Origin of the sequence: Flavobacterium flavipallidum (assembly GCF_038289905.1) — a bacterium.
GTDB lineage: Bacteria > Bacteroidota > Bacteroidia > Flavobacteriales > Flavobacteriaceae > Flavobacterium > Flavobacterium flavipallidum.
Genome location: NZ_JBBYHU010000005.1, coordinates 1 through 21,631, shown reverse-complemented (window position 1 = coordinate 21,631; position 21,631 = coordinate 1). Strand labels below are relative to the sequence as shown.

At 31.4% G+C, this 21,631-nt stretch carries 23 protein-coding genes and 1 other RNA gene; 11 read left to right on the top strand and 13 right to left on the bottom strand.

The genetic code is table 11. The features are described from left to right. Positions 1 to 64: 64 nt before the first annotated feature. A complete protein-coding gene (locus AAEO59_RS03980) occupies positions 65 to 523 on the top strand; it encodes a helix-turn-helix domain-containing protein (protein WP_341699448.1) in 459 nt (152 codons plus the stop codon). Positions 524 to 570: 47 nt separating this feature from the next. Here the strand turns inward: AAEO59_RS03980 and AAEO59_RS03975 are convergent, their stop codons facing one another. After that, on the bottom strand, positions 571 to 1,572 hold the full coding sequence (locus AAEO59_RS03975; RefSeq protein WP_341699447.1) for a hypothetical protein: 1,002 nt from the start codon (positions 1,570 to 1,572) through the stop codon (positions 571 to 573). Positions 1,573 to 1,725: 153 nt separating this feature from the next. Between AAEO59_RS03975 and AAEO59_RS03970 the strand changes: the two genes are divergently transcribed. Further along, the gene (locus tag AAEO59_RS03970) at positions 1,726 to 2,391 is read left to right on the top strand and encodes a spermidine synthase (protein WP_341699446.1); all 666 of its coding nucleotides are present in this window, start codon (positions 1,726 to 1,728) and stop codon (positions 2,389 to 2,391) included. 60 nt (positions 2,392 to 2,451) lie between these two features. Further along, complete coding sequence (locus AAEO59_RS03965) at positions 2,452 to 3,162, top strand: potassium channel family protein (protein WP_341699445.1); 711 nt, start codon at positions 2,452 to 2,454, stop codon at positions 3,160 to 3,162. Here the strand turns inward: AAEO59_RS03965 and kdsB are convergent. From kdsB to AAEO59_RS03935, 6 genes are all read right to left on the bottom strand, one after another. Further along, complete coding sequence (kdsB, locus tag AAEO59_RS03960; protein ID WP_341699444.1) at positions 3,159 to 3,884, bottom strand: 3-deoxy-manno-octulosonate cytidylyltransferase; 726 nt, start codon at positions 3,882 to 3,884, stop codon at positions 3,159 to 3,161. The two genes, AAEO59_RS03965 and kdsB, sit on opposite strands and share 4 nt — an antisense overlap. 54 nt (positions 3,885 to 3,938) lie before the next feature. Beyond that, positions 3,939 to 4,994, bottom strand: a complete 1,056-nt coding sequence (locus AAEO59_RS03955; RefSeq protein ID WP_341699443.1) for an acyltransferase family protein — start codon at positions 4,992 to 4,994, stop codon at positions 3,939 to 3,941. Positions 4,995 to 5,118: 124 nt separating this feature from the next. Then, positions 5,119 to 5,394, bottom strand: a complete 276-nt coding sequence (locus AAEO59_RS03950) for a Txe/YoeB family addiction module toxin (protein ID WP_341699442.1) — start codon at positions 5,392 to 5,394, stop codon at positions 5,119 to 5,121. Beyond that, positions 5,385 to 5,591: a DUF2683 family protein gene (locus AAEO59_RS03945; RefSeq protein ID WP_341699441.1), complete on the bottom strand. Its 207-nt coding sequence runs from the start codon at positions 5,589 to 5,591 to the stop codon at positions 5,385 to 5,387. The genes AAEO59_RS03950 and AAEO59_RS03945 overlap by 10 nt, the downstream gene beginning before the upstream one ends. 50 nt (positions 5,592 to 5,641) lie before the next feature. After that, a complete protein-coding gene (gene ygiD / locus AAEO59_RS03940) occupies positions 5,642 to 6,472 on the bottom strand; it encodes a 4,5-DOPA-extradiol-dioxygenase (protein ID WP_341699440.1) in 831 nt (276 codons plus the stop codon). A gap of 113 nt (positions 6,473 to 6,585) precedes the next feature. Beyond that, positions 6,586 to 7,461 (bottom strand): SDR family oxidoreductase, encoded by an 876-nt coding sequence (locus AAEO59_RS03935; protein WP_341699439.1) that lies wholly within the window; start codon positions 7,459 to 7,461, stop codon positions 6,586 to 6,588. Positions 7,462 to 7,580: 119 nt separating this feature from the next. Here AAEO59_RS03935 and AAEO59_RS03930 point away from each other — a divergent pair, with 119 nt between their 5' ends. Beyond that, a complete protein-coding gene (locus AAEO59_RS03930; protein ID WP_341699438.1) occupies positions 7,581 to 7,943 on the top strand; it encodes a winged helix-turn-helix transcriptional regulator in 363 nt (120 codons plus the stop codon). A 100-nt stretch (positions 7,944 to 8,043) separates the two neighbouring features. On the opposite strand, the gene AAEO59_RS03925 is transcribed toward AAEO59_RS03930, so the two are convergent. Continuing rightward, positions 8,044 to 9,465 carry an ATP-dependent DNA helicase gene (locus AAEO59_RS03925; protein WP_341699437.1) on the bottom strand — a complete coding sequence of 474 codons (1,422 nt, stop codon included), beginning with the start codon at positions 9,463 to 9,465 and terminating at the stop codon, positions 8,044 to 8,046. A 242-nt stretch (positions 9,466 to 9,707) separates the two neighbouring features. On the opposite strand from AAEO59_RS03925, the gene AAEO59_RS03920 reads away from it, so the two are divergent. Continuing rightward, the gene (locus AAEO59_RS03920) at positions 9,708 to 10,514 is read left to right on the top strand and encodes a DUF3822 family protein (protein ID WP_341699436.1); all 807 of its coding nucleotides are present in this window, start codon (positions 9,708 to 9,710) and stop codon (positions 10,512 to 10,514) included. Further along, positions 10,511 to 11,101, top strand: coding sequence for a 16S rRNA (guanine(966)-N(2))-methyltransferase RsmD (gene rsmD / locus AAEO59_RS03915; RefSeq protein WP_341699435.1), 591 nt, complete (start codon positions 10,511 to 10,513; stop codon positions 11,099 to 11,101). Before AAEO59_RS03920 ends, rsmD begins: the two co-directional genes overlap by 4 nt. A gap of 95 nt (positions 11,102 to 11,196) precedes the next feature. Here the strand turns inward: rsmD and rnpB are convergent. Then, positions 11,197 to 11,517, bottom strand: an RNA gene (rnpB, locus tag AAEO59_RS03910) — RNase P RNA component class A. A 123-nt stretch (positions 11,518 to 11,640) separates the two neighbouring features. On the opposite strand from rnpB, the gene AAEO59_RS03905 reads away from it, so the two are divergent. From AAEO59_RS03905 to AAEO59_RS03890, 4 genes are all read left to right on the top strand, one after another. Further along, positions 11,641 to 11,940: a hypothetical protein gene (locus AAEO59_RS03905; RefSeq protein WP_341699434.1), complete on the top strand. Its 300-nt coding sequence runs from the start codon at positions 11,641 to 11,643 to the stop codon at positions 11,938 to 11,940. 64 nt (positions 11,941 to 12,004) lie between these two features. Next, positions 12,005 to 12,640, top strand: a complete 636-nt coding sequence (locus AAEO59_RS03900; RefSeq protein ID WP_341699433.1) for a hypothetical protein — start codon at positions 12,005 to 12,007, stop codon at positions 12,638 to 12,640. 84 nt (positions 12,641 to 12,724) lie between these two features. Continuing rightward, positions 12,725 to 13,810 carry a DNA polymerase III subunit gamma/tau gene (gene dnaX, locus AAEO59_RS03895; RefSeq protein ID WP_341699432.1) on the top strand — a complete coding sequence of 362 codons (1,086 nt, stop codon included), beginning with the start codon at positions 12,725 to 12,727 and terminating at the stop codon, positions 13,808 to 13,810. 227 nt (positions 13,811 to 14,037) lie between these two features. After that, positions 14,038 to 14,454, top strand: coding sequence for a DNA polymerase III subunit gamma/tau (locus tag AAEO59_RS03890; protein WP_341699431.1), 417 nt, complete (start codon positions 14,038 to 14,040; stop codon positions 14,452 to 14,454). Positions 14,455 to 14,462: 8 nt separating this feature from the next. Here AAEO59_RS03890 and AAEO59_RS03885 read toward each other — a convergent pair whose 3' ends face one another. The 4 genes from AAEO59_RS03885 to AAEO59_RS03870 are packed head-to-tail and all read right to left on the bottom strand — an operon-like array spanning position 14,463 to position 18,540. Further along, positions 14,463 to 15,044, bottom strand: coding sequence for a TMEM175 family protein (locus AAEO59_RS03885; protein WP_341699430.1), 582 nt, complete (start codon positions 15,042 to 15,044; stop codon positions 14,463 to 14,465). 20 nt (positions 15,045 to 15,064) lie between these two features. Continuing rightward, positions 15,065 to 15,955, bottom strand: coding sequence for a Ppx/GppA phosphatase family protein (locus tag AAEO59_RS03880; protein ID WP_341699429.1), 891 nt, complete (start codon positions 15,953 to 15,955; stop codon positions 15,065 to 15,067). A 23-nt stretch (positions 15,956 to 15,978) separates the two neighbouring features. After that, entirely contained in the window at positions 15,979 to 18,051 is a 2,073-nt protein-coding gene (gene ppk1 / locus AAEO59_RS03875; protein ID WP_341699428.1) for a polyphosphate kinase 1, read from the bottom strand. Between the two features lie 3 nt (positions 18,052 to 18,054). Further along, the gene (locus AAEO59_RS03870; RefSeq protein WP_341699427.1) at positions 18,055 to 18,540 is read right to left on the bottom strand and encodes a SixA phosphatase family protein; all 486 of its coding nucleotides are present in this window, start codon (positions 18,538 to 18,540) and stop codon (positions 18,055 to 18,057) included. Positions 18,541 to 19,090: 550 nt separating this feature from the next. Here AAEO59_RS03870 and AAEO59_RS03865 point away from each other — a divergent pair. Next, positions 19,091 to 21,631: PKD-like domain-containing protein (locus AAEO59_RS03865; protein ID WP_341699426.1), on the top strand; the 2,541-nt coding region annotated here is incomplete at its 3' end.

The window sequence follows — 21,631 nt, the reverse complement described above, 5'->3', positions numbered from 1 at the left end:
AATTTGATATTCAACTTTTTTTTGATTACATTTGTAAATAGCACTATCAAACTTCTATTTTACAATGGTAAACACAGATGATTTCATAAAAAGACTTGAAATAATACTAGATTATTATAGCATTAATGCTTCTGCTTTTGCTGATAAAATAGGTGTACAACGTTCCAGTTTATCCCATCTCCTTTCAGGCAGAAACAAGCCTAGTTTAGATTTTATTCTCAAAATTTTAGAAGTTTATCCTGAAATTGATTTGTATTGGATTTTGAACGGGAAAGGTAATTTTCCCAAAACCAATTCAAGCAACAAAAAAGAAACACCTATTTCCTCTTCTCTTTTCGATTCTCCCGAAGTTTCAGATAAAAACGAACTTATTTTTTCAGAAAACAAGCAAGACCTAAAAGAAAATACTTTTGAAAACAACAATCAAAACAACTTTCCTTTATTTGATGAAGAAATTGAAAAAATTGTATTTTTCTACAAAGACGGAACTTTTAAAAGTTTCATTCCTAATCAAAAAAAATAGCCTTGAATTACAATATTCAAGGCTATTTTTTTTAAAACTTATTTCTTTTACTTTCTTACAACAAAAATTGAAGTAACGCCAGCTTCAGCCCTTACATTCATTGGGGTAGCATCACTAGACATGGTAGGCATCGAAAAGCTCATAACCTTTCCTCCACCGTTTAAACGTTCAGCTACGTAAGTTGTATTTGTAACATGATCATAGGCTACATCAACAGGATTGCCTAATTGAGAATTGGTTCCGTAAATTCGAATTTGATTACTCATAGCTATAGTTCCCATGTTAGCTGTTGAAGCAAAAACAGATTTGAATTTTTTAATATATACTAATCCACCATCTGAATCTGAAGCAGCGCTACCTACATCGGTAAGAACCATCAAATCATCCTTTGCTGAGTAGGTAATCCCATGCGTACGTACTAGTCCTTCAATAGTAATACGTTTAGTAGCTGAAATTGTTCCAGAGGAATTACTCATGAAATTTTTAAAATAAACAATATCTGATGTTAAGTCAGCAACTGCATATAAATCGTTTCCTTCCATATGAATACCCCATAATTTAAAATCAGTAGTGAAGGATTTCAAAAGTGTAAAACCCATTTCACTTTTTTGGTATACCAATAATTTATTTACCAAACCATTTGAAGCCAATTGATCCTGAGCAACTACTACAATATCACCTGAAACCGCTGTTTCTCTCGCATTGGTAAAATCAAGATTTGAACCACTAAAAGCTAAATTTAAAGTCGTAGCCCCAGTAGAAACGGCATTTTTTACTCCTGAGTAAGCTTCCAGTCTATTATTCGTTCTTGAAGCAACAATAATATTATCAGCATTACTATCATACGAAATACCTTCAGCATCCAAAGAAGAAATCATAAAAGAAGATACCATCGTAGGAGATTTCAAAAGATCTACATAGGTCACTTTTCCTGATGTATTACTTGAAGTAACCATGGTTAATTCCGGAGTATACATCATTACGTTGTCATTAGAACATGAACTGATTGTCAATGCAATCACAATACAAGAGATAAATAGTTTTTTCATAGCTAAAATTTTTAAAGGTTATCTTATCTACGAAAAACAAAACCACATGGTTTTAAATTTTTTATTTTTTTTTTAACTATTTTAGGTAAGAATTTTTAGTAGTTAAAAACAATAATTAGAATATAAAGGTTATTTTTGAGAAAAAGCCTATTTATGTTAAAACGCCTATTAAGTTATCTATACCCTATAAAAATCCACACCCAAAAATCTACCTATAGCAAAACAATAGAAATTACCTGGACCGATGGTGATTTAGTCATGGATTCTGAAAACACAAATTACTCCTATGGAAGTTTACAACGTATTTTAAAATTAGGCTTAAAAAATATTGGCTTTGAAAAAATAAAAAAAACACAAAATATTCTTTTACTGGGAGTTGCTGGAGGAAGTGTAATTAAAACTTTAATTAAAGATATTGGTTTTTCTGGAAAGATAACTGGAGTAGAAATTGATTCGGAAATGGCTAAACTTGCTAATCAATATTTTAAATTAGATAAAATTCCGCAGCTCGAAATTATCATTGACGATGCTTTTGAATTTGTATTAAAAACTCATGAGAAATATGATTTGATTATTGTAGATATATTTCAGGATACGACAATGCCTAATTTTCTTTTTGAAAATTATTTTATAGACCGAATTTGCTTTCTCCTTAATAATAAAGGAAACATACTTTTCAATACCATGTTATTGAATCAGGCCGATAATATTCGAAATCAAAAATTAGTTAGTGAATTTAATAAAGATAACTTTATCATTAAAACTGTTCCCAGAGTTGAAAAACACAATGAATTAATTATTATCGAAAAAATGAATTAATAATCTTGAATACTAATTTTTATAATTTGTAATTTAGATTCACGAAAACAAATTTAATTCATGAGAAAAATTTTGCGAAAATTGCTCTTAGGAAATGTAACCAATTTACGTGATCCAAAATTGAATCCGATTCAAAAACGTATTCAAAATATCAAGGCAATTTGGAACAATGATCATCAGGATGATAACGGAATTGAAAAAATTGTGCGTTTGTTTTTATCCAGTTCACAATTAATTTTTCCTGGAATTTATATCAAATATTTTGCTTCGAAAAAAGGAACAGAATACGAAGATCTGGCAATGGATTTTTACATCCTGTCAAAAGTAGCGATGCCACTTATCATTATTTCAAACCAATGGCAACAATTTCCTGTTATTTTAGGTTTGATGATTTATGTAATGCTTGAAACTGTTTTATATATTCCAACATTAATATTTGCATCAGACTTGTTTTCAAAACCGCGTTCGTACAAACGATCAATGCTGTTATTGTTTTTTAATTATCTGGAAATTGTTTTTGGTTTTGCTGTCTTGTATTCTACCGGAAATTATCTCAACCAAAAATTCAATCATTGGTTTGATGCCGTATACTTCAGCATGGTAACATCTTCTACAATTGGGTTTGGCGATTTATATCCTGTTGCCACTTTTGGAAAATTCTTAGTAATGACCCAATCGCTTTTGGTATTAATGTTTGTGGTTTTATTTTTGAATTTTTATTCTACTAAAATAGATTCGAAAGGTTATTTTGAAAAAAGCAAAAAAGACTAAACAATCTTTCTTGCTTTTTCTAAATCTTCTTTGGTGTCGATTCCTATTCCTGCATGAGTAGTTTCGACCATTTTAATTTGTTTGCCAAATTCCAAATAACGCAGTTGTTCTAATTTTTCTGAAGCTTCTAAAGTTTTCATAGGTAAATGATAGAAATCCAATAAAGCTTGTTTTCTAAAAGCATAAACTCCGATGTGTTTCATATAACGAACCCCAACATTTTTTTCTCTTGGATAAGGTATTACCGAACGTGAAAAATACAACGCAAAATTATTTTGGTTCACCACCACTTTCACATTATTCGGATTATTGATTTCTTCTTCATCTTTGATTTCATACATCAACGAAGCCAAATCTACTTTTTTGTCAAAATCATTTTTGAAAACTTCGATAACTTCTTTCAAAGGTTCAGCATTGATGAATGGTTCGTCGCCCTGAACATTGATTACAATATCCACATCCATGTTTTCCACCGCTTCAGCAATTCGGTCGCTCCCCGATTCGTGTTCTTTGATACTCATAATGGCTTTTCCACCATGAGTAACAATTTCGTCAAAAATCAAATTGGAATCCGTTACCACAAAAACATCATCGAACAAATTGGTGTTTACCGCTGCTTCATAAGTTCTTAAAATGACTGTTTTCCCTCCAAGGTCTTGCATTAATTTGGCATGGAATCTGGTTGAGGCGTAACGGGCGGGAATGACTGCTATTATTTTCATTTCTTTTGTTTTTTGTAACATAATTTCTCCGTTACAAAGTTTGTTTTAATTTAATTATTTTACTAATTGTGAATTATTTATTTTATCCCTAATTGGTTTTTCAAAATACAAATAACTAATTGTTGCTATTAAAAATAGAATTCCTACTCTAATAAAAAATGATATACTAAAATCAGATTCTTTATCTAATCCAAAATATTTATTCATCCTATAATCTGAAAATATAATCCAAACAGGCATTTGTAATATATATATTCCAAAACTGATTTCTCCTAAAAAGATAAAAATATCTTTAGTGAATAAATTAGTCAATCTATCAGTACTTAATGAAATTAAAAGAATCAAAGGAACAAATACTACTGAAAGTAATCCATTATGATAATTAATACCAAATGAAAATCTCAATACTAAAAACAAAACTAAAAATGTAAATAAAATATATCCTAGATAGTTTTTCTTTTTCATATTTAATTTATTAACAAAATACAAGCCTGTTAAATTTCCAATTAAAAATTCATTAAAATGCAATAAAGGATTGTAATGTAGATCTTTAATACTATACATAAAAGGCTTCATCAAATCAGTCCCTACCGATATATTAAATATAATTTGACTAAACAACCAAAATAAAACAATACAGATTCCAATATTTTTTAAACTGATTTTTTTATAAATGTAATTGAATAAAAATGGAAAAGTTATGTAAAAGAATAATTCTACTGATAATGACCATCCTGGATAATTAATTGTAAGTCCTTTATCAGGAATCCAAGATTGTAACATTAACACATTCAAAATTAAATCAATATAGTTAACATCTCTAAATAACTTAATTCCTAAAATTAATAAAATTGCTAATAAATATACGGGATAAATCCGAGCCAGACGATTTTTGAAATATTCAAAAAAAAAGATTTGTTTTCTATTATTATATGCAATAATCATTACAAAACCTGATAAAATAAAAAAGTAGCTAACACCAATATTTGCTTGTTTAAAAATAAATGATGAATATTCATTGTTGAATAAATAACAACCACTCCCATAATGAAAAATCACAATACAAATTGCAGCTATAAAGCGGGTAAATGTTAATTGTTTTATCCTCAATATTATTTTTTTAAATTAGTAATCCCATTTTTTAAAGTTCCAAATATAAGATTTTTAACAAAACATTTTAAGCAAAATCAGTTCAACAACAAAAAAACAAACCTCACTTAATAGTGAGGTTTTATTAAATAACTAAACGAGTGTAATGTCCTTTCAAACTATGTATTAATAAAACTCCATCATCCGGAATTTCATAAACAATTCGGTGTTCTTCGTTTATCCTTCGGGACCAAATTCCTTGCAACTCATATTTCAAAGCTTCTGGTTTCCCAATTCCTGTAAAAGGTGTTTTCATAATATCCTCAATTAATAATTGAATCTTTTTTTGAATTCCCTTATTTCCAGATTTTTTCCAAAATTCTAAATGTTCTAATGCTTTTTTGGTAAATTTTACTTCCATAAATCTTCAACAGAAATGGTCGTACATTCCCCTTTGTTATATTCCTCTCGTCCTTCCTTAACTGAATTTACAAAATCAGTTTTATAAAAACTCTCTTCCTCCTGAACTGTTACATTTTTAACCCCTTTCAGATGTTCCAAAAGTGTTTTCACAAACGAAAGATTTTTATCGTCAACTTCAAATGTTATCGTACTCATAATCATTACTTTTATTTAACAAATATAGAAAAAATCAAAATACAAATTACCTACATAATCTTCACGGAAGTCATACTCAAAGAACCGCCTAATAATTTGTCATTAAATAAACTCAATTCTTCCTGTTTTTCTTTTAAGCCTAAAGTATAAATCAACGGTAAATAATGATCCGGTGTAGGAACGGCTAACTGCAAAGCGCTACCCTGATTTTCATAATCAATCAAAGCCTGAAAATTTCCATCTAATAAATAAGAGTTCACTTTTTCTCTGGCTTCAATTGCCCAGTCATAACCATAATTATCTTTGTCCATATTGTAAAAATCAACTAATCGTAAATTGTGAATAATATTTCCACTGCCTACAATCAGTACGCCTTTATGTCGCAAACTGCTTAATTGTTGTGCCAACTCAAAATGATATTGTGCCGGTTTTGAATAATCAATACTCAACTGTATCACCGGAACATTGGCTTCAGGATACAAATGTTTAATGACACTCCAGGCACCATGGTCCAATCCCCATTCATGATCGAGTTCGACTTCGGTTGGTAATAACAATTCTTTAGTTGCCATCGCTAACTCAGGACTTCCCTGCGCCGGATATTGTACTGCAAACAATTCTCTGGGAAAACCTCCAAAATCATGAATCGTTCGGGGCATTTCCATAGCAGTCACTTTTGTTCCTCGTGTAAACCAATGCGCAGAAATACACAAAATCGCATTGGGTTGTGGCAGTGTCTTCGCTAAATTCCTAAAACCAGTTACAAACTGATTTTCTTCAATCGCATTCATGGGGCTACCGTGTCCCAGGAACAACACCGGCATTTTATCGGTATTCGAAAAAGTAGATGAAATTTTATGTAGGTCGTTTAATGTATTCATCACTTCTTATTATTAGGTATTAAATATAATCATCTTTTTTATCTATGAAATCATTTTATAAAAAAACGGACTAAATGAAGTCCGTTTTTAAAGTTATACTTATACCTATTATATTATAAGTACACTTGTTCTAAAAACTCGTTTAAACTAAGAGGCCTTCTTCCTAATAAATTTTCTAAATCAGATTTATCAGCATTAAATTCTCCTTGTTCAATTGCTGCTCCAAAACCTACAAACATTCCAATGTATTCTGCCGGAACTTCAGCATTTTTCAAAACTTCAGCATATTCTTCTGAAGCCGGACTAAAATAACTGATATTTTTATTTGTTATTTGACTTAGAGTTTCAGCAACATCTTGAAACGAATAATTCTCGATATTATTTGTTGCATATTCTTTATTTTCATGTCCCTCAGAGATTAAAATATTTGCAGCTGCTTCGGCCAAATCATTTCTGGAAACATAAGCAGCCTTGCCTTCTCCTGCAGGAAAATAAATTCCGTTTTCTAGAACTTTTTCCCCTAAAAACATTGGTAACACATCCAAATATAGATTGTTTCTCAAAATAGTATAAGTCAATCCACTAGCTTTAATAGCATTATCAGTATCAATATGCGATTGTGCTAAAAAGGCAATCGGAGAAGTTTCGGTTTCATTTTTACGTTCAAAACTAGTATAAACAATATGTTTGACTCCTGCTTCTTTGGCAGCCTTCACTGCGTTTAATTGTTGCGCACTTCTATTAGCTAAATCGGTTCCCGAAACCAATACTAATTTATCTATTCCTTGAAAAGCAGAAACTAATGATTCATAATCATTATAGTCTCCAATTTTTAAATTTACACCTTTAGCTGATAAATCATCCGCTTTAGTAGCATCTCTTACTAAAGCGTAAATATTTTTTGCGTCAGTTCCTTTATTAATCAAAAATTCTATTGTTGCTTTTCCAAAATGCCCTGTTGCACCTGTTACTAAAATTTTTGTATTCATTTTTTTATATTTTATAATTTATCTTTAGACAAAGTTAAGTACATTTGCTATATAAAATATACTACTATACTAAAGTATATCAGTATACTTTTGTATAGTAACAACTAAATGAATACTTTATGAAAAACATTGTTAGTTTTAAAGAAGCCAAAGCTTGTCCAATACAATTTGTATTGGCAGTAAATGATACTTTGAATGTTATAAGTGGAAAATGGAAATTGCCAATAATTGGATCTTTATTATTTGAAAAGAAACGTTTTAGTGATATTCAACGAACCATCGGAAAAATCACTCCGAGAATGTTATCCAAAGAATTGAAAGATTTAGAAATGAACGGTATGGTTAAACGTACAGTTTACGATACTACTCCAATTACTGTGGAATATGAATTAACTGAATCAGGGAAATTATTGAGTGATGTTCTTGACAAAATGTTAGAATGGGGATTGCAACATCGCATAGCAACACTATCTAAAAATTAAAAAGTAATAGTATTTTTTTTTTACCATTAAGACATTAAGTAAATTAAGGTTTTCAAAACTCTTAACTAAACTTAATTCCTTAATGGTTTATTACACAAAATTAATCCACAAAACTTTCGTCTTTGAAACCTATTAAGTACAATTTGTTTTTAGCACGAGTCATGGCAGTATATAACCAGCGAATATAATCTCGGTCAATTCCGTTAGGCAAATACGGTTGCTCAACAAAAACAGTATTCCATTGCCCCCCTTGCGATTTATGACAAGTAATAGCATACGAAAACTTTACCTGCAAACCATTGAAATATTCATTAGCTTTTACTTTCTGGAATTGTTTGTATTTGGGTTCATCTGCATAATCTTGTAAAACTTCTTGATACAATCGGTTGGATTCTTCATAAGTCAATGAGGGTGATTCACTTTTTATGGTATCCAATAATAAAACAGTTTCAAACGGCTTTTGGCTGGGATAATCAACCATTCTGATTTTGACTTTAGCAAATTTGAAACTGTATAATTCTACGATTTTAAAAATTTCCAAAACCTCAATGATATCACCATTGGCAATAAAACCAGCTTCATCCGAATCTTTTAACCAAAAATAATTGTTCTTAACCACCATCAAAAAATCTCCGGTAGCCAATTCACTTTCTTTATCTAAAATTCGGGAACGGATTTGCTCATTATATTGATTGGCTCTTTTATTGGAACGAACAATAAAAGCAGTATCCTCAATACTATAATTACTGTAAGCCGAATGAATGGCATCCTGAATATCATAGCCATCCACTAATCGAACAATATCTTTAAATTTCCGAACATCAAATTGAAAATCGGTAATGAAACTATCCTTTAATAGTTCACGTAATTCGGTAGCATTAAATAAGATTCCCGAACTTTCCTCCTGTCGCATCACCTCATTCAACTCGATGTGATCCACATCCATATTATAATGTAAACTCAAAGTATCGATATCCAAAGCCGGACTTATATCTAAATTAACCGGAGGCAACTGAGCCGTATCACCCAAAAGAATCATTTTGCAATTGGTTCCTGAATAAACATACATAATCAAATCGTCCAACAAAGAACCATTGGCATACATTTTAGAATCAGAATCTACATCTGAAATCATCGAAGCTTCATCGACAATGAAAACCGTATTTTTATGTTTGTTAGGTTGTAAAGTAAAAGTCACTCCTCCACCTGAAAATTTCTTAGGATAGTAAATTTTCTTGTGAATGGTAAAAGCCGGTTTTTCGGAATAATTAGCAATTACTTTGGCTGCTCTACCTGTAGGCGCCAGTAAAACATATTTTTTATTAATTTCCGTCAGATTATTTACAATCGTAGAAATTACAGTAGTTTTCCCTGTTCCGGCATAACCTTTTAAGACAAAAAGTCGGTCATTGGTCGTTTCTGTCAAAAAAATGGCAATCTTTTGAAAAAAAATTTCCTGATTGTAAGTAGGATTAAAAGGGAATTTCTTTTTTAAAAGACTATAAAACTGAGCGGAATTCATGAAGTATAATTTAGTTTCAAAGATAGCTTTTTTGAAACACATAAGTCATATAAGTATCTCTGTAGAACTATAAAATTTAATGAAGCCAACATAAGTTTTTATACCTATATATATAAGAGTAAATTTTAATTACAAATTCTTTGCACATCATCGTGTTTCCATTGTAATACTTTGTGTTAAATTTTAAATTGATATTGCTATTATAAATTTGTAAGTTTGCCTTTCAGAAAAAATCTTCATCAATGGACATCACCGAAAAGAAATATAAAAAACTATCCATTCAGGTTTCACTGACCGGACTTTCTTTTTGTTGTTTTGACACACTTAACAATACGGTTTCTTCTTTCAAGGACATTCCGTTTGGCAATTTTGATAAAAATTTAAAAATCGAAGATTTGTTTGCCAATGCTTTTGAAGAACATCCGGAATTGAATGAACAATATGATGAGGTTTTGGTAATCCACAACAACAATTTGTCCACCTTTGTTCCAGAACCACTTTTTGACGAAAATTACCTGGGAAGTTATTTGCAATACAATACTAAGGTTTTTGAAACTGACTTTTTTGCCTTTGACGAAATCAGTAACTATGGAATCAATGCAGTTTATATTCCGTATGTAAATATGAATAATTTTTTTATTGACAAATTTGGCTCTTTCGAATACAAACATGCCAACAGTATTTTAGTCACTAAATTATTGGATGCATCCAAAAATATTGATACTAAAAAAATGATGGTTCATTTTAGTGCCACTCATTTTGAAATCATCGTTATTCAAAATCAAAAATTACTTTTATTTAATTCTTTCGAATTTCAAACTCCCGAAGATTTTATTTATTACATTTTGTTCACAGCCGAACAACTGAATATGAATCCCGAAAATTTCCCATTGGAATTAATTGGAAACATTACAACCGAAAGTCCGTTTTTCAAAATGGCTTACAAATACATTCGCAATGTTTCGCTTATTGATGTGGAAGATTTAAAGTGGAATAATTATTTCACCGAGGCTGAAAACAGAAATCATTTTATACTTTTCAATTCATGAGAATTATTTCAGGAAAATACAAAGGAAGACGCATCAATCCTCCAAAAGGTTTGCCCGTTCGTCCTACCACCGATATGTCCAAAGAATCCTTATTTAATATTTTAAACAATCATTTCAATTTTGACGGTTTAAAAATTTTAGATTTATTCGCCGGAACAGGAAATATCAGTTATGAATTTGCATCCCGAGGAAGCGAACCTATAACATCGGTCGATGGTGATTTTGGTTGTGTGAAATTCATTAAACAAACGGCTGCCGAATTTGATTTTCCGATTGCAGCTGTCAAAAGTGACGTTTTTAAGTTTTTGGAAAAATGCAATACTTCTTACGATATCATTTTTGCCGATCCGCCTTATGGATTGGATCAGTCTATTTTTGAAAAAGTAGTTTTACTGGTTTTTGAAAACAATATATTAAATGAAGAAGGAATGATGATTATTGAACATTCCAAACATACTACTTTAGATCAACTACCAAATTTTTCTTTTCAAAAAAGTTACGGCGGATCTATTTTTAGTTTTTTCGAATTTGAAACTGACGAAGAAACAGAAGAAGATGACTTTGATGACGACAGCGAAGAAGAATAAGCAATAAAATTTCAATTTTAAACCATTAAGAGATAAAGAAAATTAAGTGTTAGAAACTTAATGAAACTTAAATTCTTAATGGTTTATTTTTTAAGAAAAAAAACAGACCTATAAGCCGGATTCTGTCTCCAATAGAATTGGAGCCTTATCATTTATCTAGCCTTGTTGTTACCAACAAGATCAAGCTACCTACCCTTCAGCAACGGGCGAGAAACCCTTAAATGCTGATATACTTGGTATTTCACCGCATAGAGTTTACCTGGTTTCACTACAGCATTACCTGTACATACTTTCTGTTGCACTTGTCCTATCCCGTCACGAAAGACGGGATGACGGGTGTTACCCGCTATGCTTCTCTATGGTGTCCGGACTTTCCTCTCTCCGCCAAGGCGAACAGCGATAAGGCGGTCTGTGGTACAAAACTACAATTTTAAAACCATGTCAACAAGCACAAAACTCTTGTTTTAGCAAGGATTTGCAAGCTATTTAAAATAATTTAATTATATTTAAGTCTATTTAACCTCAAAATTTTCTACATCATGGATCCTATTTACCACTATGATTCGGTTTCAAAAGCTTTGGACGAATTAAATGAGAACGGTTTTAATTATGACTTTAACAAACATGAAGATGTTATTTTAAAGAATCCGGATAAATTTGAAATAAGACATATTTATCGTTATGAAGGAGAATCCAATCCAGATGATGAAGCTATCGTTTTTGGTATCCAATCCAAATCAGGAAAAAAAGGTGTTTATGTATCAGGTTTTGCTGCTAATTCTAATAATGAAACCACTCAATTGTTATTGGATATTACTATAAAAGCAAGGAAAAGGTAGAACTTAACATCAAAATAATTTACTATTAATTTCATAAATTGATAGTATTTCATAAAATAAAAAAATGAAAAATAGCTTCTTATTAATGCTCTGTTTATGGTTTAATACTATATATTGTTGCGATTGCCCTCCACATAAAAGAGAAACGATGGTTTCGCAAGGTCTTAAATATTCAAACATTGTTTTTTACGGAGAATTAATAAGTCTAGATACTATAAAAAGAACTTATTCTTTTAGAATCATTGAACTCTATAAAGGCAATTATAAATCCGCAATAATAAAAGGTAAAGATTCAAATAACAACTGTGACTTTTTTCCATTCAAAAAAGATCTATGGATTGTTTATGCTAATTTGGATAACGATAATACAATCTCTCTGGATAGCTGTTTACCTTCACAAACTGTAGAAATTCCTCCAGGTTGTTTACCTCCTATTCCAATAATACCAACTTATAATCCAACAAAATTAGATTCAATTAGTAGTGAAATTGATAATTTAAAAATTCGAAATAGAACAATGTCAAATTGGTTTTATCAATTGGAACAATTAAGAGCTTACAAATTATCACAAAATTTAAATATTGAAAAAACAAAAGAGAATTTTAACTTTAAAATCCTTATTACTTCATTAATAATTAATGGGATACTTTTATTAGCATTAATTCTACTTTTACTAAAGAATATAAAATCTATAAATTAAACTTAACTTTAGTTTTTTATTTGGAATTTGGAACTTGTTTTTTGATTTTTCAAACCCTATATTTGCTTTCGAATAAAAATTTCTATGGAACAATTTATAGTATCAGCCCGCAAATACCGTCCGCAAACATTTAATGATGTTGTAGGTCAAAAAGCGATTACCAATACTTTATTAAATGCCATAGAAAATAATCATTTGGCTTCTGCTTTACTTTTTACCGGACCTCGTGGTGTGGGAAAAACAACCTGTGCCCGAATCCTGGCCAGAAAAATAAATCAACCGGGTTACGATGATCCAAACGAAGACTTTGCTTTCAATGTTTTCGAATTGGATGCTGCATCCAACAACTCCGTTGATGATATTCGTAATTTGATTGATCAGGTTCGTATTCCACCACAAACTGGAAAATACAAAGTCTATATTATTGATGAGGTACACATGTTGTCTTCGGCAGCTTTCAATGCTTTTTTGAAAACATTAGAAGAACCACCTAAGCACGCCATCTTCATTTTAGCAACCACTGAAAAACATAAAATCATTCCAACGATTTTATCCCGTTGTCAGATATTTGATTTTAAAAGAATAACCGTAAAAGACGCTAAAGAACACTTAGCCGGAGTTGCACAAAATCAGGGAATTGAATTTGAAGACGATGCCTTGCACATCATTGCTCAAAAAGCCGATGGTGCTATGCGAGATGCTTTGTCTATTTTTGACCGTGTCGTCTCTTATTGCGGTACCAATTTGACGCGTCAGGCAGTTACTGAAAATCTAAATGTTTTAGATTACGAAACCTACATAAATGTAACCGATTTAATTCTGGAAAATAAAATACCAGATTTATTAATCACTTTCAATGATATTTTAGCCAAAGGTTTTGATGCACATCATTTTGTTGCTGGACTAGCATCTCATTTCAGAGATTTATTGGTATGCAAAACACCTTCTACCTTAAGTCTATTGGAAGCAGGAGAGCAGGCACAAAAAATGTATGGTATTCAGGCTCAAAAATGTTCTCAGGAATTCCTTTTACAGGGAATTGCTATTGCTAATGAATGCGATTTGAAGTACAAATTAAGCCAAAACCAACGATTATTAGTAGAACTTTGCCTAATGCAGTTAGCCTCTATCACTTTTGATGGAGAAAAAAAAAAGCTGAGTCCTTTATAATTCCGCCTACTTATTTCAGGAAAAATGATTATTCAATAGTTGAACAAACGAAAACTACTGAATCTACTACTGTTGTTACAAATACCAATATACCTAATACAACAAATCAACCTACGATAGAAGTTACCGTTCAGGAACCAACAAAAACTTCAGAAAAAATTGAAGTAGAATCTACCGGTCCAAAATTTTCGGCCTTATCCTTATCCAGTATCCGTGCCAAAAAAGAATTGGAACAAAACAAAAAAACAGTTGTAAGACCTACTTTAGACTTACCTACCGAAGCATTTACAGAAACAGAAATGTTATTGCAATGGACTAATTATGCAAAACGTTTAGGAGACAAAGGTTTCAAAATTATGGAATCATTATTGCTTATCAATGATCCGGTTTTAAATGGAACTACTATCAGTATTGAATTACCTAATGAGGGATCTAAATTAGATTTCGAAAAGGAAATGAATGGACTTTTAGGGCATTTAAAAGGTCACTTACACAACCATAACATTACAATTGAAGTTATTGTAAACGAAGCTGTAGCGGTTAAAAAAGCTTTAAACGATCAAGATCGATACAATCGTTTACATGAAATAAATCCGCATATTGATTTATTAAGAACCACTTTTGGATTGGATCTAAATGCTTAATTTTTGTTTTATTTGGATTCTAAAATTTTCTTTTCAATTCTAGAATCAGGAACTAACCACATCAAAGCAACAATCAAATAAATTGCTAATGAAATCCATTGGTTAAAAAAGGAAACAATTATAGCAGTCAAATATAAAACCTGAGAAATTTTTCCCTTGACATCTTTTCCAATGGCTTCAGCCAAAAATGATTTTCCCCCATCGATACAAATTATAGTAGTCTGTAAAATGGTAAAAGCAATTGCTGACATAAAAAGTACTACACCATAGACAGTCACTGTAGCTTTAGCAAAATCATGTTCACCCATCCAGGCAGTAGAAGCAGGAATTAGAGACAACCAAAACAGTAAATGCAAATTAGCCCATAATATTTTTCCGTTTACCCTAGTAGCACTATGCAATAAATGATGGTGATTATTCCAATAAATCCCTACATAAATAAAACTTAATATATAACTTACAAATACAGGTAGAAGTGATAATAAATCATTAAAATTTTCTCCTTCGGGTACTTTCAATTCTAAGACCATTATGGTAATAATAATTGCTAAAACACCATCACTAAAAGCTTCTAATCTTGTTTTATTCATATCGTATTTTATACTACTATTTATATTTTACCAAAATACATGGCTTTGACAATACCATCTGAAAGTCCAATTTTTGGCACATAAATATTTCTGGCACCGCTCCATTTCATCGCATTTAAATAAATACGAACAGCAGGTATAATTACATCGGCACGGTCAGGGTTCAATCCTAATTCGGAAATTCTTTGATCGTAAGTAAGAGAATTTAAAAAGGCATATTGCGAATTAATATATAAATAAGACAATGGTTTATCCTGCATTTTCCCTGACATTTTGAATAACTTATTGATATTTCCGCCGGATCCAATTAATGAAATTTCATCAAAATCAACTGTATTTGTCTTAATCCATTTTTCAATTTCCTGCCAAACAACATCACAAACCATTTCGTTAAGCAAACGTACGGTACCTACTTTGAAAGACCTTGAAGTAACAATTTTGCCATTCGAAAACAGAGTAAATTCAGTACTTCCCCCACCTACATCAACAAATAAATAGGTTTGATCAGTTTTTAAAAGATGGTGTAAATCGGTTGAAGCAATGATTGCGGCTTCTTTTTTTCCATCAATTATTTCAATTTTAATATCTGCTTTTTTCTTTATAAGTGCAACAACTTCTTTACCATTATATGCTTCTCTCATTGCTGAAGTTGCAAAAGCTTTGTAAGCTTCAACTTTGTGAACTTTCATTAACAAATTAAAAGCCTTCATCGCATCAACCATTCTTTCCCTATTTTCACTAGAAATTTCCCCCACGGTAAAAGCATCCTGTCCCAAACGAATTGGTACACGAACTAATGCACTTTTATTAAATTGAGTTTCTTTACCTTCCTGCTCCACAATATTAGTTACCAATAATCGCATGGCATTAGATCCAATATCAATAGCAGCAAATTTTTTTATTTTAATCATTCTGAATTTTATTATTTTGATTTTTAAAAGACAATCTCTTTCAATAAATCTACTTTTCTTTGATAGTATTTATAAGTCTCAAGTTGCGCTCTAAATATATTTTGGCCATCATTCTTACGATATTTATTATCTAATTTATACGAATGAAAACGCGCTTTTACATTTCCTTTCCAGCCAATATCAAAATTTTCTATCAATTCATTTTTGATATCCTGATCATAAATAGGACAAGTTACTTCTACCCTTCCATCTAAATTACGGGTCATAAAATCAGCTGAAGAAATATAAACTTCGGTTTGACCACCATTTGCAAAAATATAAATACGGGAATGCTCTAAATAATTATCAACAATACTAATAGCTTCTATATTTTCGCTCATTCCTTTTAAACCTGGAATTAAAGAACAAATTCCCCTTACTTCCAATTGAATTTTTACTCCGGCGTTACTTGCTTCATATAACTTGTCAATTAATTCAAAATCAGACAAACTATTCATTTTTAACTTCATATAAGCTACTCTTCCCGCTCGGGCATTTAGAATTTCTCTATCTATGAATTTATAAAATTTAGAACGTGTATAATGTGGTGAAACAATTAGGTGCTTGTAACGATGCACTCGATAGTTAATATTAAAGAATTCAAATATTTTTGAAATATCTTTTAAAATTTGTTGGTGACTAGTAAAAAGCGTCACATCGGTATAAATTTTAGCAGTAGCTTCGTTAAAGTTACCTGTTGAAATAAAACCGTAACGTTTGTTTTTGCCGTTTTCAATTCTTTCTATTACACAAATTTTACTATGCACTTTTAATCCCTTGATACCAAAAATAAGCTCAATTCCTTCTTGCTGCATTTGTTCAGCATAAGAAATATTAGAAGCTTCATCAAATCGTGCCTGTAATTCAATTTGAACAGTTACTTTTTTACCGTTTTTGGCTGCATTAATTAAGGAACTGATAATTTGCGAATTCTTAGCTAAACGATATAAGGTTATTTTAATAGTTGTCACTTTTGGGTCTAAAGCAGCTTCTCTTAAAAACTTAGTTAAATAAGAAAACGACTGATAAGGCGCATGCAAAAGATAGTCTTTTTTATTAATTTTTTCTAAAATACTACCTTCTAAACTAAGTCCCGGAATAGGAAGTGGAATATTTTTTTTATACAATAAATCATATCTACCTAAGTTTGGAAAATCCATGTAATCCCTTCTATTATGATATCTCCCACCTGGAATAATACTATCAGTAGATACAATTTTCATTTTTTCAAGAAAAAACTTCAAAGTATCGTCCTCAATTGTTTGATCATATATAAAACGAACTGGCTCCCCTATCCTTCTGTCTTTTACACTAGTAGAAATTTTTTCAAGCATACTTTTGCTCAAATCACTATCAATCTCTAATTGAGCATCTCTACTAATTTTTATCATATGAGCGCTAACACTTTCATAATCAAAAATATTAAAGATACTTTTTAGATTATGTCGGATAACGTCATCAATAAGTATTAAGTATTTTTTATTATCATTTGATGGTAAGACAACAAAACGGTTGATTGTTTTAGGAATCTCGATAATAGCATAATGCACTTCGGCATCTTTTTTCATTACCAATTTAACCGCCAAATAACCTACATTATCTTTCAAAAGAGGAAACTCCGCCAAATCATTCAAAATGATTGTTACTAATTCAGGGCTTAAGGTTTGGATAAAGAAATCTTTTAAGAAAAACTCCTGTTCCTCGGATATTTGATCTTCGTTGATAATGAAAATATTTTCGGTTTCAAGTTTAGATTCAATATCTTTTAATATTGCCAAACTTTCTGCTTGATGTTCAATTACAATTTCAGTAATATCTTTAATCAATTGCTGAGCTGAAATTCCACCAAGTATTTTTTCTCCTGTTTTTCCAGACAAACTCAGCCTACGAATTGCAGCAAAACGAACCCTAAAAAACTCATCTAAATTATTCGAAAAAATCCCTAAAAATCGTAATCTGTCTAATAATGGAACCGAATCATCAGCTGCTTCCTGAAGTACTCTGGCATTAAATGCTAACCAACTTTTTTCTCTATCAATATATTTTTGATCAAACATTCTTTATTTTAAATCTTTTGGTGTTATTATTTTTTTAGTCAACCCTTTATTAATATCGTCCCAATTATCCGTATCAAATTGCATCGAAACAAAGCCACTTGTAGGAACATTATCAACAAAAACATCACCAAATTTATTAACAAAATTTGTAATTGCAGCATTATGACCAAAAAGAATTACACTGTCAAATGTATTTTCACAGGATTTGACTATTCCTTCTAATTGTTTTTCATCAAAAGTGTATAAATCGTCTTTGAATTCAATATTTTCAATGGGATACAAAATATTTTGAGCAAAAATAACTGCTGTATCGCGTGCTCTTTTTGCAGGACTACTCCAAATAATATATTTTTTAGGAATATGTTTTTGAATATTAGAAGAAACTAAATGTGCATCCATTAGACCTCTTTGATCCAGTGGCCGGTCTATATCTTTTAATGGCATATCCCAATTGGATTTTGCATGCCTTACTAATACTAAATTCTTCATACTATCTCGTTTTTACATTTAGAGTTTTCTATAAAATTTCATTTATAGAAAGATACAACTATTATCGGAAATTTTTTTAATAATTTCAAAAAAGTGGAAAAGTATAAATTAACACTTTTTCTTTAACAAAGAAAAAAAAGACTTTTAATTTGTAGTAATAATAATTCAATTGTTAATTTTTAACGCATTTAACCCTTTTTTTATGCATTTTATCGATATTTTTGTTGCGTGATTAATATTAAATATATAATTTCGATTTAGTTAACAAGTAAAACATGAAATAAACTAATGATTTAAAGCAAATTTCATTAACAATCAATAGTTTAAAAAAAATTAAGTTATCCTTTTTTTTTAGAACTAAACAAAAACACTAAAAAACATTAACTCAATTTTAGGGTTTGTTTTACAAAAAAAAGCGCTTTTTAACGAGTATTTATGTTGTTCAAAGAGAAAATTTATTATAAAAATCTAATGTAAGTAGCTTAGCATTAAAATTAAAATTACATACTAGCTATTGTAACTAGCTCCAATCACCTTAAAATTGATCATTATGAAAACAATTTTACCCAATCAAAAATTTGATGTAGGATTGAAAAGTTTTTTAAAACATTTATTTTGTTTTATACTTTTTACTTTTATCTCATTTACTACTACAGCTCAGGTCACTAAAGCCTGTTGGAATTCACCGGGCTCAGCTAATGAATTTACTCTAAACAAAATCTATCTTGCATCTGATTTAATTGGTACACCATTATCAACTACTGCCTGTTCATCTTCATCGGGAACTATAAATGTATATCTGGCAGTAAGTATAACAAACGAAACTGGTTCAGCTAGACAAGGTATATTTTTAGCTGGAGATATTTCATCGGGTTCAAATACAATATCGTATTCAAGATGTTTTGATGTATCATTAAGTAATGGCAGCCCTACAATAGCAGTAGACCCAACACCATTTCAATGGACATGTGGTGAAGCACTAACAATGACTAGCCCTTTTGTTGGTTGGGGAAGTGGTAGTGGTTCAATTTGCGGAATTGACTGTAGTGGAATAGCCAAATCTAAATGCAGAACTTATGGAAATACAATTATCTATACTCCATTAGTAGCTAAATTTAATTATACCGCTTCGTGTCCGGGAGGAACATCATATCAAAGCATAAATTTAACTAGTACTACAACAGGAGGAAATAATATTTATACATACAAATGGGAAAGTTCAACAGATGGAGTGACATGGACTCAATTTTCTACAATTCAATCACCTACATTCTCTCCTGGAAACAGCACTCCTTACTTTATCAAATTAACAGTAACGGACTCATCTTCTCCTCAAAATGTAGATAGTGAAATTATATCTAATATTACTGCAGCACCATGTTGTACAACACCAGTAATAACTAACAAAACAACAACAATTTGTAGTGGAGGAACATTCACTATCACTCCTACAAATGGTGGTAACGATACCGTTCCAGCTAATACAACATTTAGTTGGCCTGCTCCAGCAAACAGTTCAGGTATTTCAGGAAATGTTGCAGGAACAAATCAAAACAATATAAGTGGCACTTTAACAAATACAAATAATTTTGCATTAAATGTAATATATACTGTAACTCCTAAATCAGGTGCTTGTACAGGTACTCCATTTACAGTAACAGTAACAGTAAATCCAACATTAAACCTTGGTGTTTCATCTAAAACGGATGCAACTTGTTACGGAACCAGTACTGGTTCTGTAACTGCTGGTACTGTTACAGGTGCTGTGGGAACGGTAAATTATTCTTGGAAAAACAGTTCAAATACTGTAGTAGGAACTAGTACTACAGTTAATAATCTTCCTGCTGGAGTTTATACTCTTACTGTTACTGATAATTGTTCTTCAAAAACGAATACAGTTACTATTTCTCAACCTTCATCAGCTTTAACAGCTACGGCTTCTAACCAAGTAAATGTATCTTGTAAAGGTGGTAATGACGGTTCGGTGGTAATTACTCCGGCTGGTGGAACTGCTACATATACTATCACTCCGGCTCAAACTGGGTTAGCTGCTGGTTTACATACTTTCACTGTAACAGATGCTAAAGGTTGTACTACAACGGTAGATGTTACAATCACTGAACCTGCTAATGCTTTAACAGCTACTGCTTCTAACCAAGTAAATGTATCTTGTAAAGGTGGTAATGACGGTTCGGTGGTAATTACTCCGGCTGGTGGAACTGCTACATATACTATCACTCCGGCTCAAACTGGGTTAGCTGCTGGTTTACATACTTTCACTATAACAGATGCTAAAGGCTGTACTACAACGGTAGATGTTACAATCACGGAACCTGCTAATGCTTTAACAGCTACGGCTTCTAACCAAGTAAATGTATCTTGTAAAGGTGGTAATGACGGTTCGGTGGTAATTACTCCGGCTGGTGGAACTGCTACATATACTATCACTCCGGCTCAAACTGGGTTAACTGCTGGTTTACATACTTTCACTGTAACAGATACCAAAGGTTGTACTACAACTGTGGATGTTACAATCACGGAACCTGCTAATGCTTTAACAGCTACTGCTTCTAACCAAGTAAATGTATCTTGTAAAGGTGGTAATGACGGTTCGGTGGTAATTACTCCGGCTGGCGGAACTGCTGGATATACTATCACTCCTGCTCAAACTGGTTTAACGGCTGGTTTACATACTTTCACTGTAACAGATGCTAAAGGTTGTACTACAACGGTAGATGTTACAATCACGGAACCTGCTAATGCTTTAACAGCAACTGCTTCTAACCAAGTAAATGTATCTTGCAAAGGTGGTAATGACGGTTCGGTGGTAATTACTCCGGCTGGCGGAACTGCTACATATACTACCACTCCGGCTCAAACTGGGTTAACTGCTGGTTTACATACTTTCACTGTAACAGATGCTAAAGGTTGTACTACAACGGTAGATGTTACAATCACGGAACCTGCTAATGCTTTAACAGCTACGGCTTCTAACCAAGTAAATGTATCTTGTAAAGGTGGTAATGACGGTTCGGTGGTAATTACTCCGGCTGGTGGAACTGCTACATATACTATCACTCCGGCTCAAACT

Bases quoted from the DNA above. Each gene is read 5' to 3' on its own strand.
- AAEO59_RS03905 (WP_341699434.1), top strand. From the start codon at position 11,641: ATGGATCCTATTTACCACTATGATTCGGTTTCAAAAGCTTTGGACGAA.
- AAEO59_RS03930 (WP_341699438.1), top strand. From the start codon at position 7,581: ATGAAAAACATTGTTAGTTTTAAAGAAGCCAAAGCTTGTCCAATACAA.
- rsmD (WP_341699435.1), top strand. From the start codon at position 10,511: ATGAGAATTATTTCAGGAAAATACAAAGGAAGACGCATCAATCCTCCA.
- AAEO59_RS03870 (WP_341699427.1), bottom strand. From the start codon at position 18,540: ATGAAGAATTTAGTATTAGTAAGGCATGCAAAATCCAATTGGGATATG.
- AAEO59_RS03980 (WP_341699448.1), top strand. From the start codon at position 65: ATGGTAAACACAGATGATTTCATAAAAAGACTTGAAATAATACTAGAT.
- AAEO59_RS03880 (WP_341699429.1), bottom strand. From the start codon at position 15,955: ATGATTAAAATAAAAAAATTTGCTGCTATTGATATTGGATCTAATGCC.
- AAEO59_RS03945 (WP_341699441.1), bottom strand. From the start codon at position 5,591: ATGAGTACGATAACATTTGAAGTTGACGATAAAAATCTTTCGTTTGTG.
- ppk1 (WP_341699428.1), bottom strand. From the start codon at position 18,051: ATGTTTGATCAAAAATATATTGATAGAGAAAAAAGTTGGTTAGCATTT.
- kdsB (WP_341699444.1), bottom strand. From the start codon at position 3,884: ATGAAAATAATAGCAGTCATTCCCGCCCGTTACGCCTCAACCAGATTC.
- ygiD (WP_341699440.1), bottom strand. From the start codon at position 6,472: ATGAATACATTAAACGACCTACATAAAATTTCATCTACTTTTTCGAAT.
- AAEO59_RS03935 (WP_341699439.1), bottom strand. From the start codon at position 7,461: ATGAATACAAAAATTTTAGTAACAGGTGCAACAGGGCATTTTGGAAAA.
- AAEO59_RS03900 (WP_341699433.1), top strand. From the start codon at position 12,005: ATGAAAAATAGCTTCTTATTAATGCTCTGTTTATGGTTTAATACTATA.
- AAEO59_RS03965 (WP_341699445.1), top strand. From the start codon at position 2,452: ATGAGAAAAATTTTGCGAAAATTGCTCTTAGGAAATGTAACCAATTTA.
- AAEO59_RS03920 (WP_341699436.1), top strand. From the start codon at position 9,708: ATGGACATCACCGAAAAGAAATATAAAAAACTATCCATTCAGGTTTCA.
- AAEO59_RS03950 (WP_341699442.1), bottom strand. From the start codon at position 5,394: ATGGAAGTAAAATTTACCAAAAAAGCATTAGAACATTTAGAATTTTGG.
- dnaX (WP_341699432.1), top strand. From the start codon at position 12,725: ATGGAACAATTTATAGTATCAGCCCGCAAATACCGTCCGCAAACATTT.
- AAEO59_RS03925 (WP_341699437.1), bottom strand. From the start codon at position 9,465: ATGAATTCCGCTCAGTTTTATAGTCTTTTAAAAAAGAAATTCCCTTTT.
- AAEO59_RS03975 (WP_341699447.1), bottom strand. From the start codon at position 1,572: ATGAAAAAACTATTTATCTCTTGTATTGTGATTGCATTGACAATCAGT.
- AAEO59_RS03885 (WP_341699430.1), bottom strand. From the start codon at position 15,044: ATGAATAAAACAAGATTAGAAGCTTTTAGTGATGGTGTTTTAGCAATT.
- AAEO59_RS03970 (WP_341699446.1), top strand. From the start codon at position 1,726: ATGTTAAAACGCCTATTAAGTTATCTATACCCTATAAAAATCCACACC.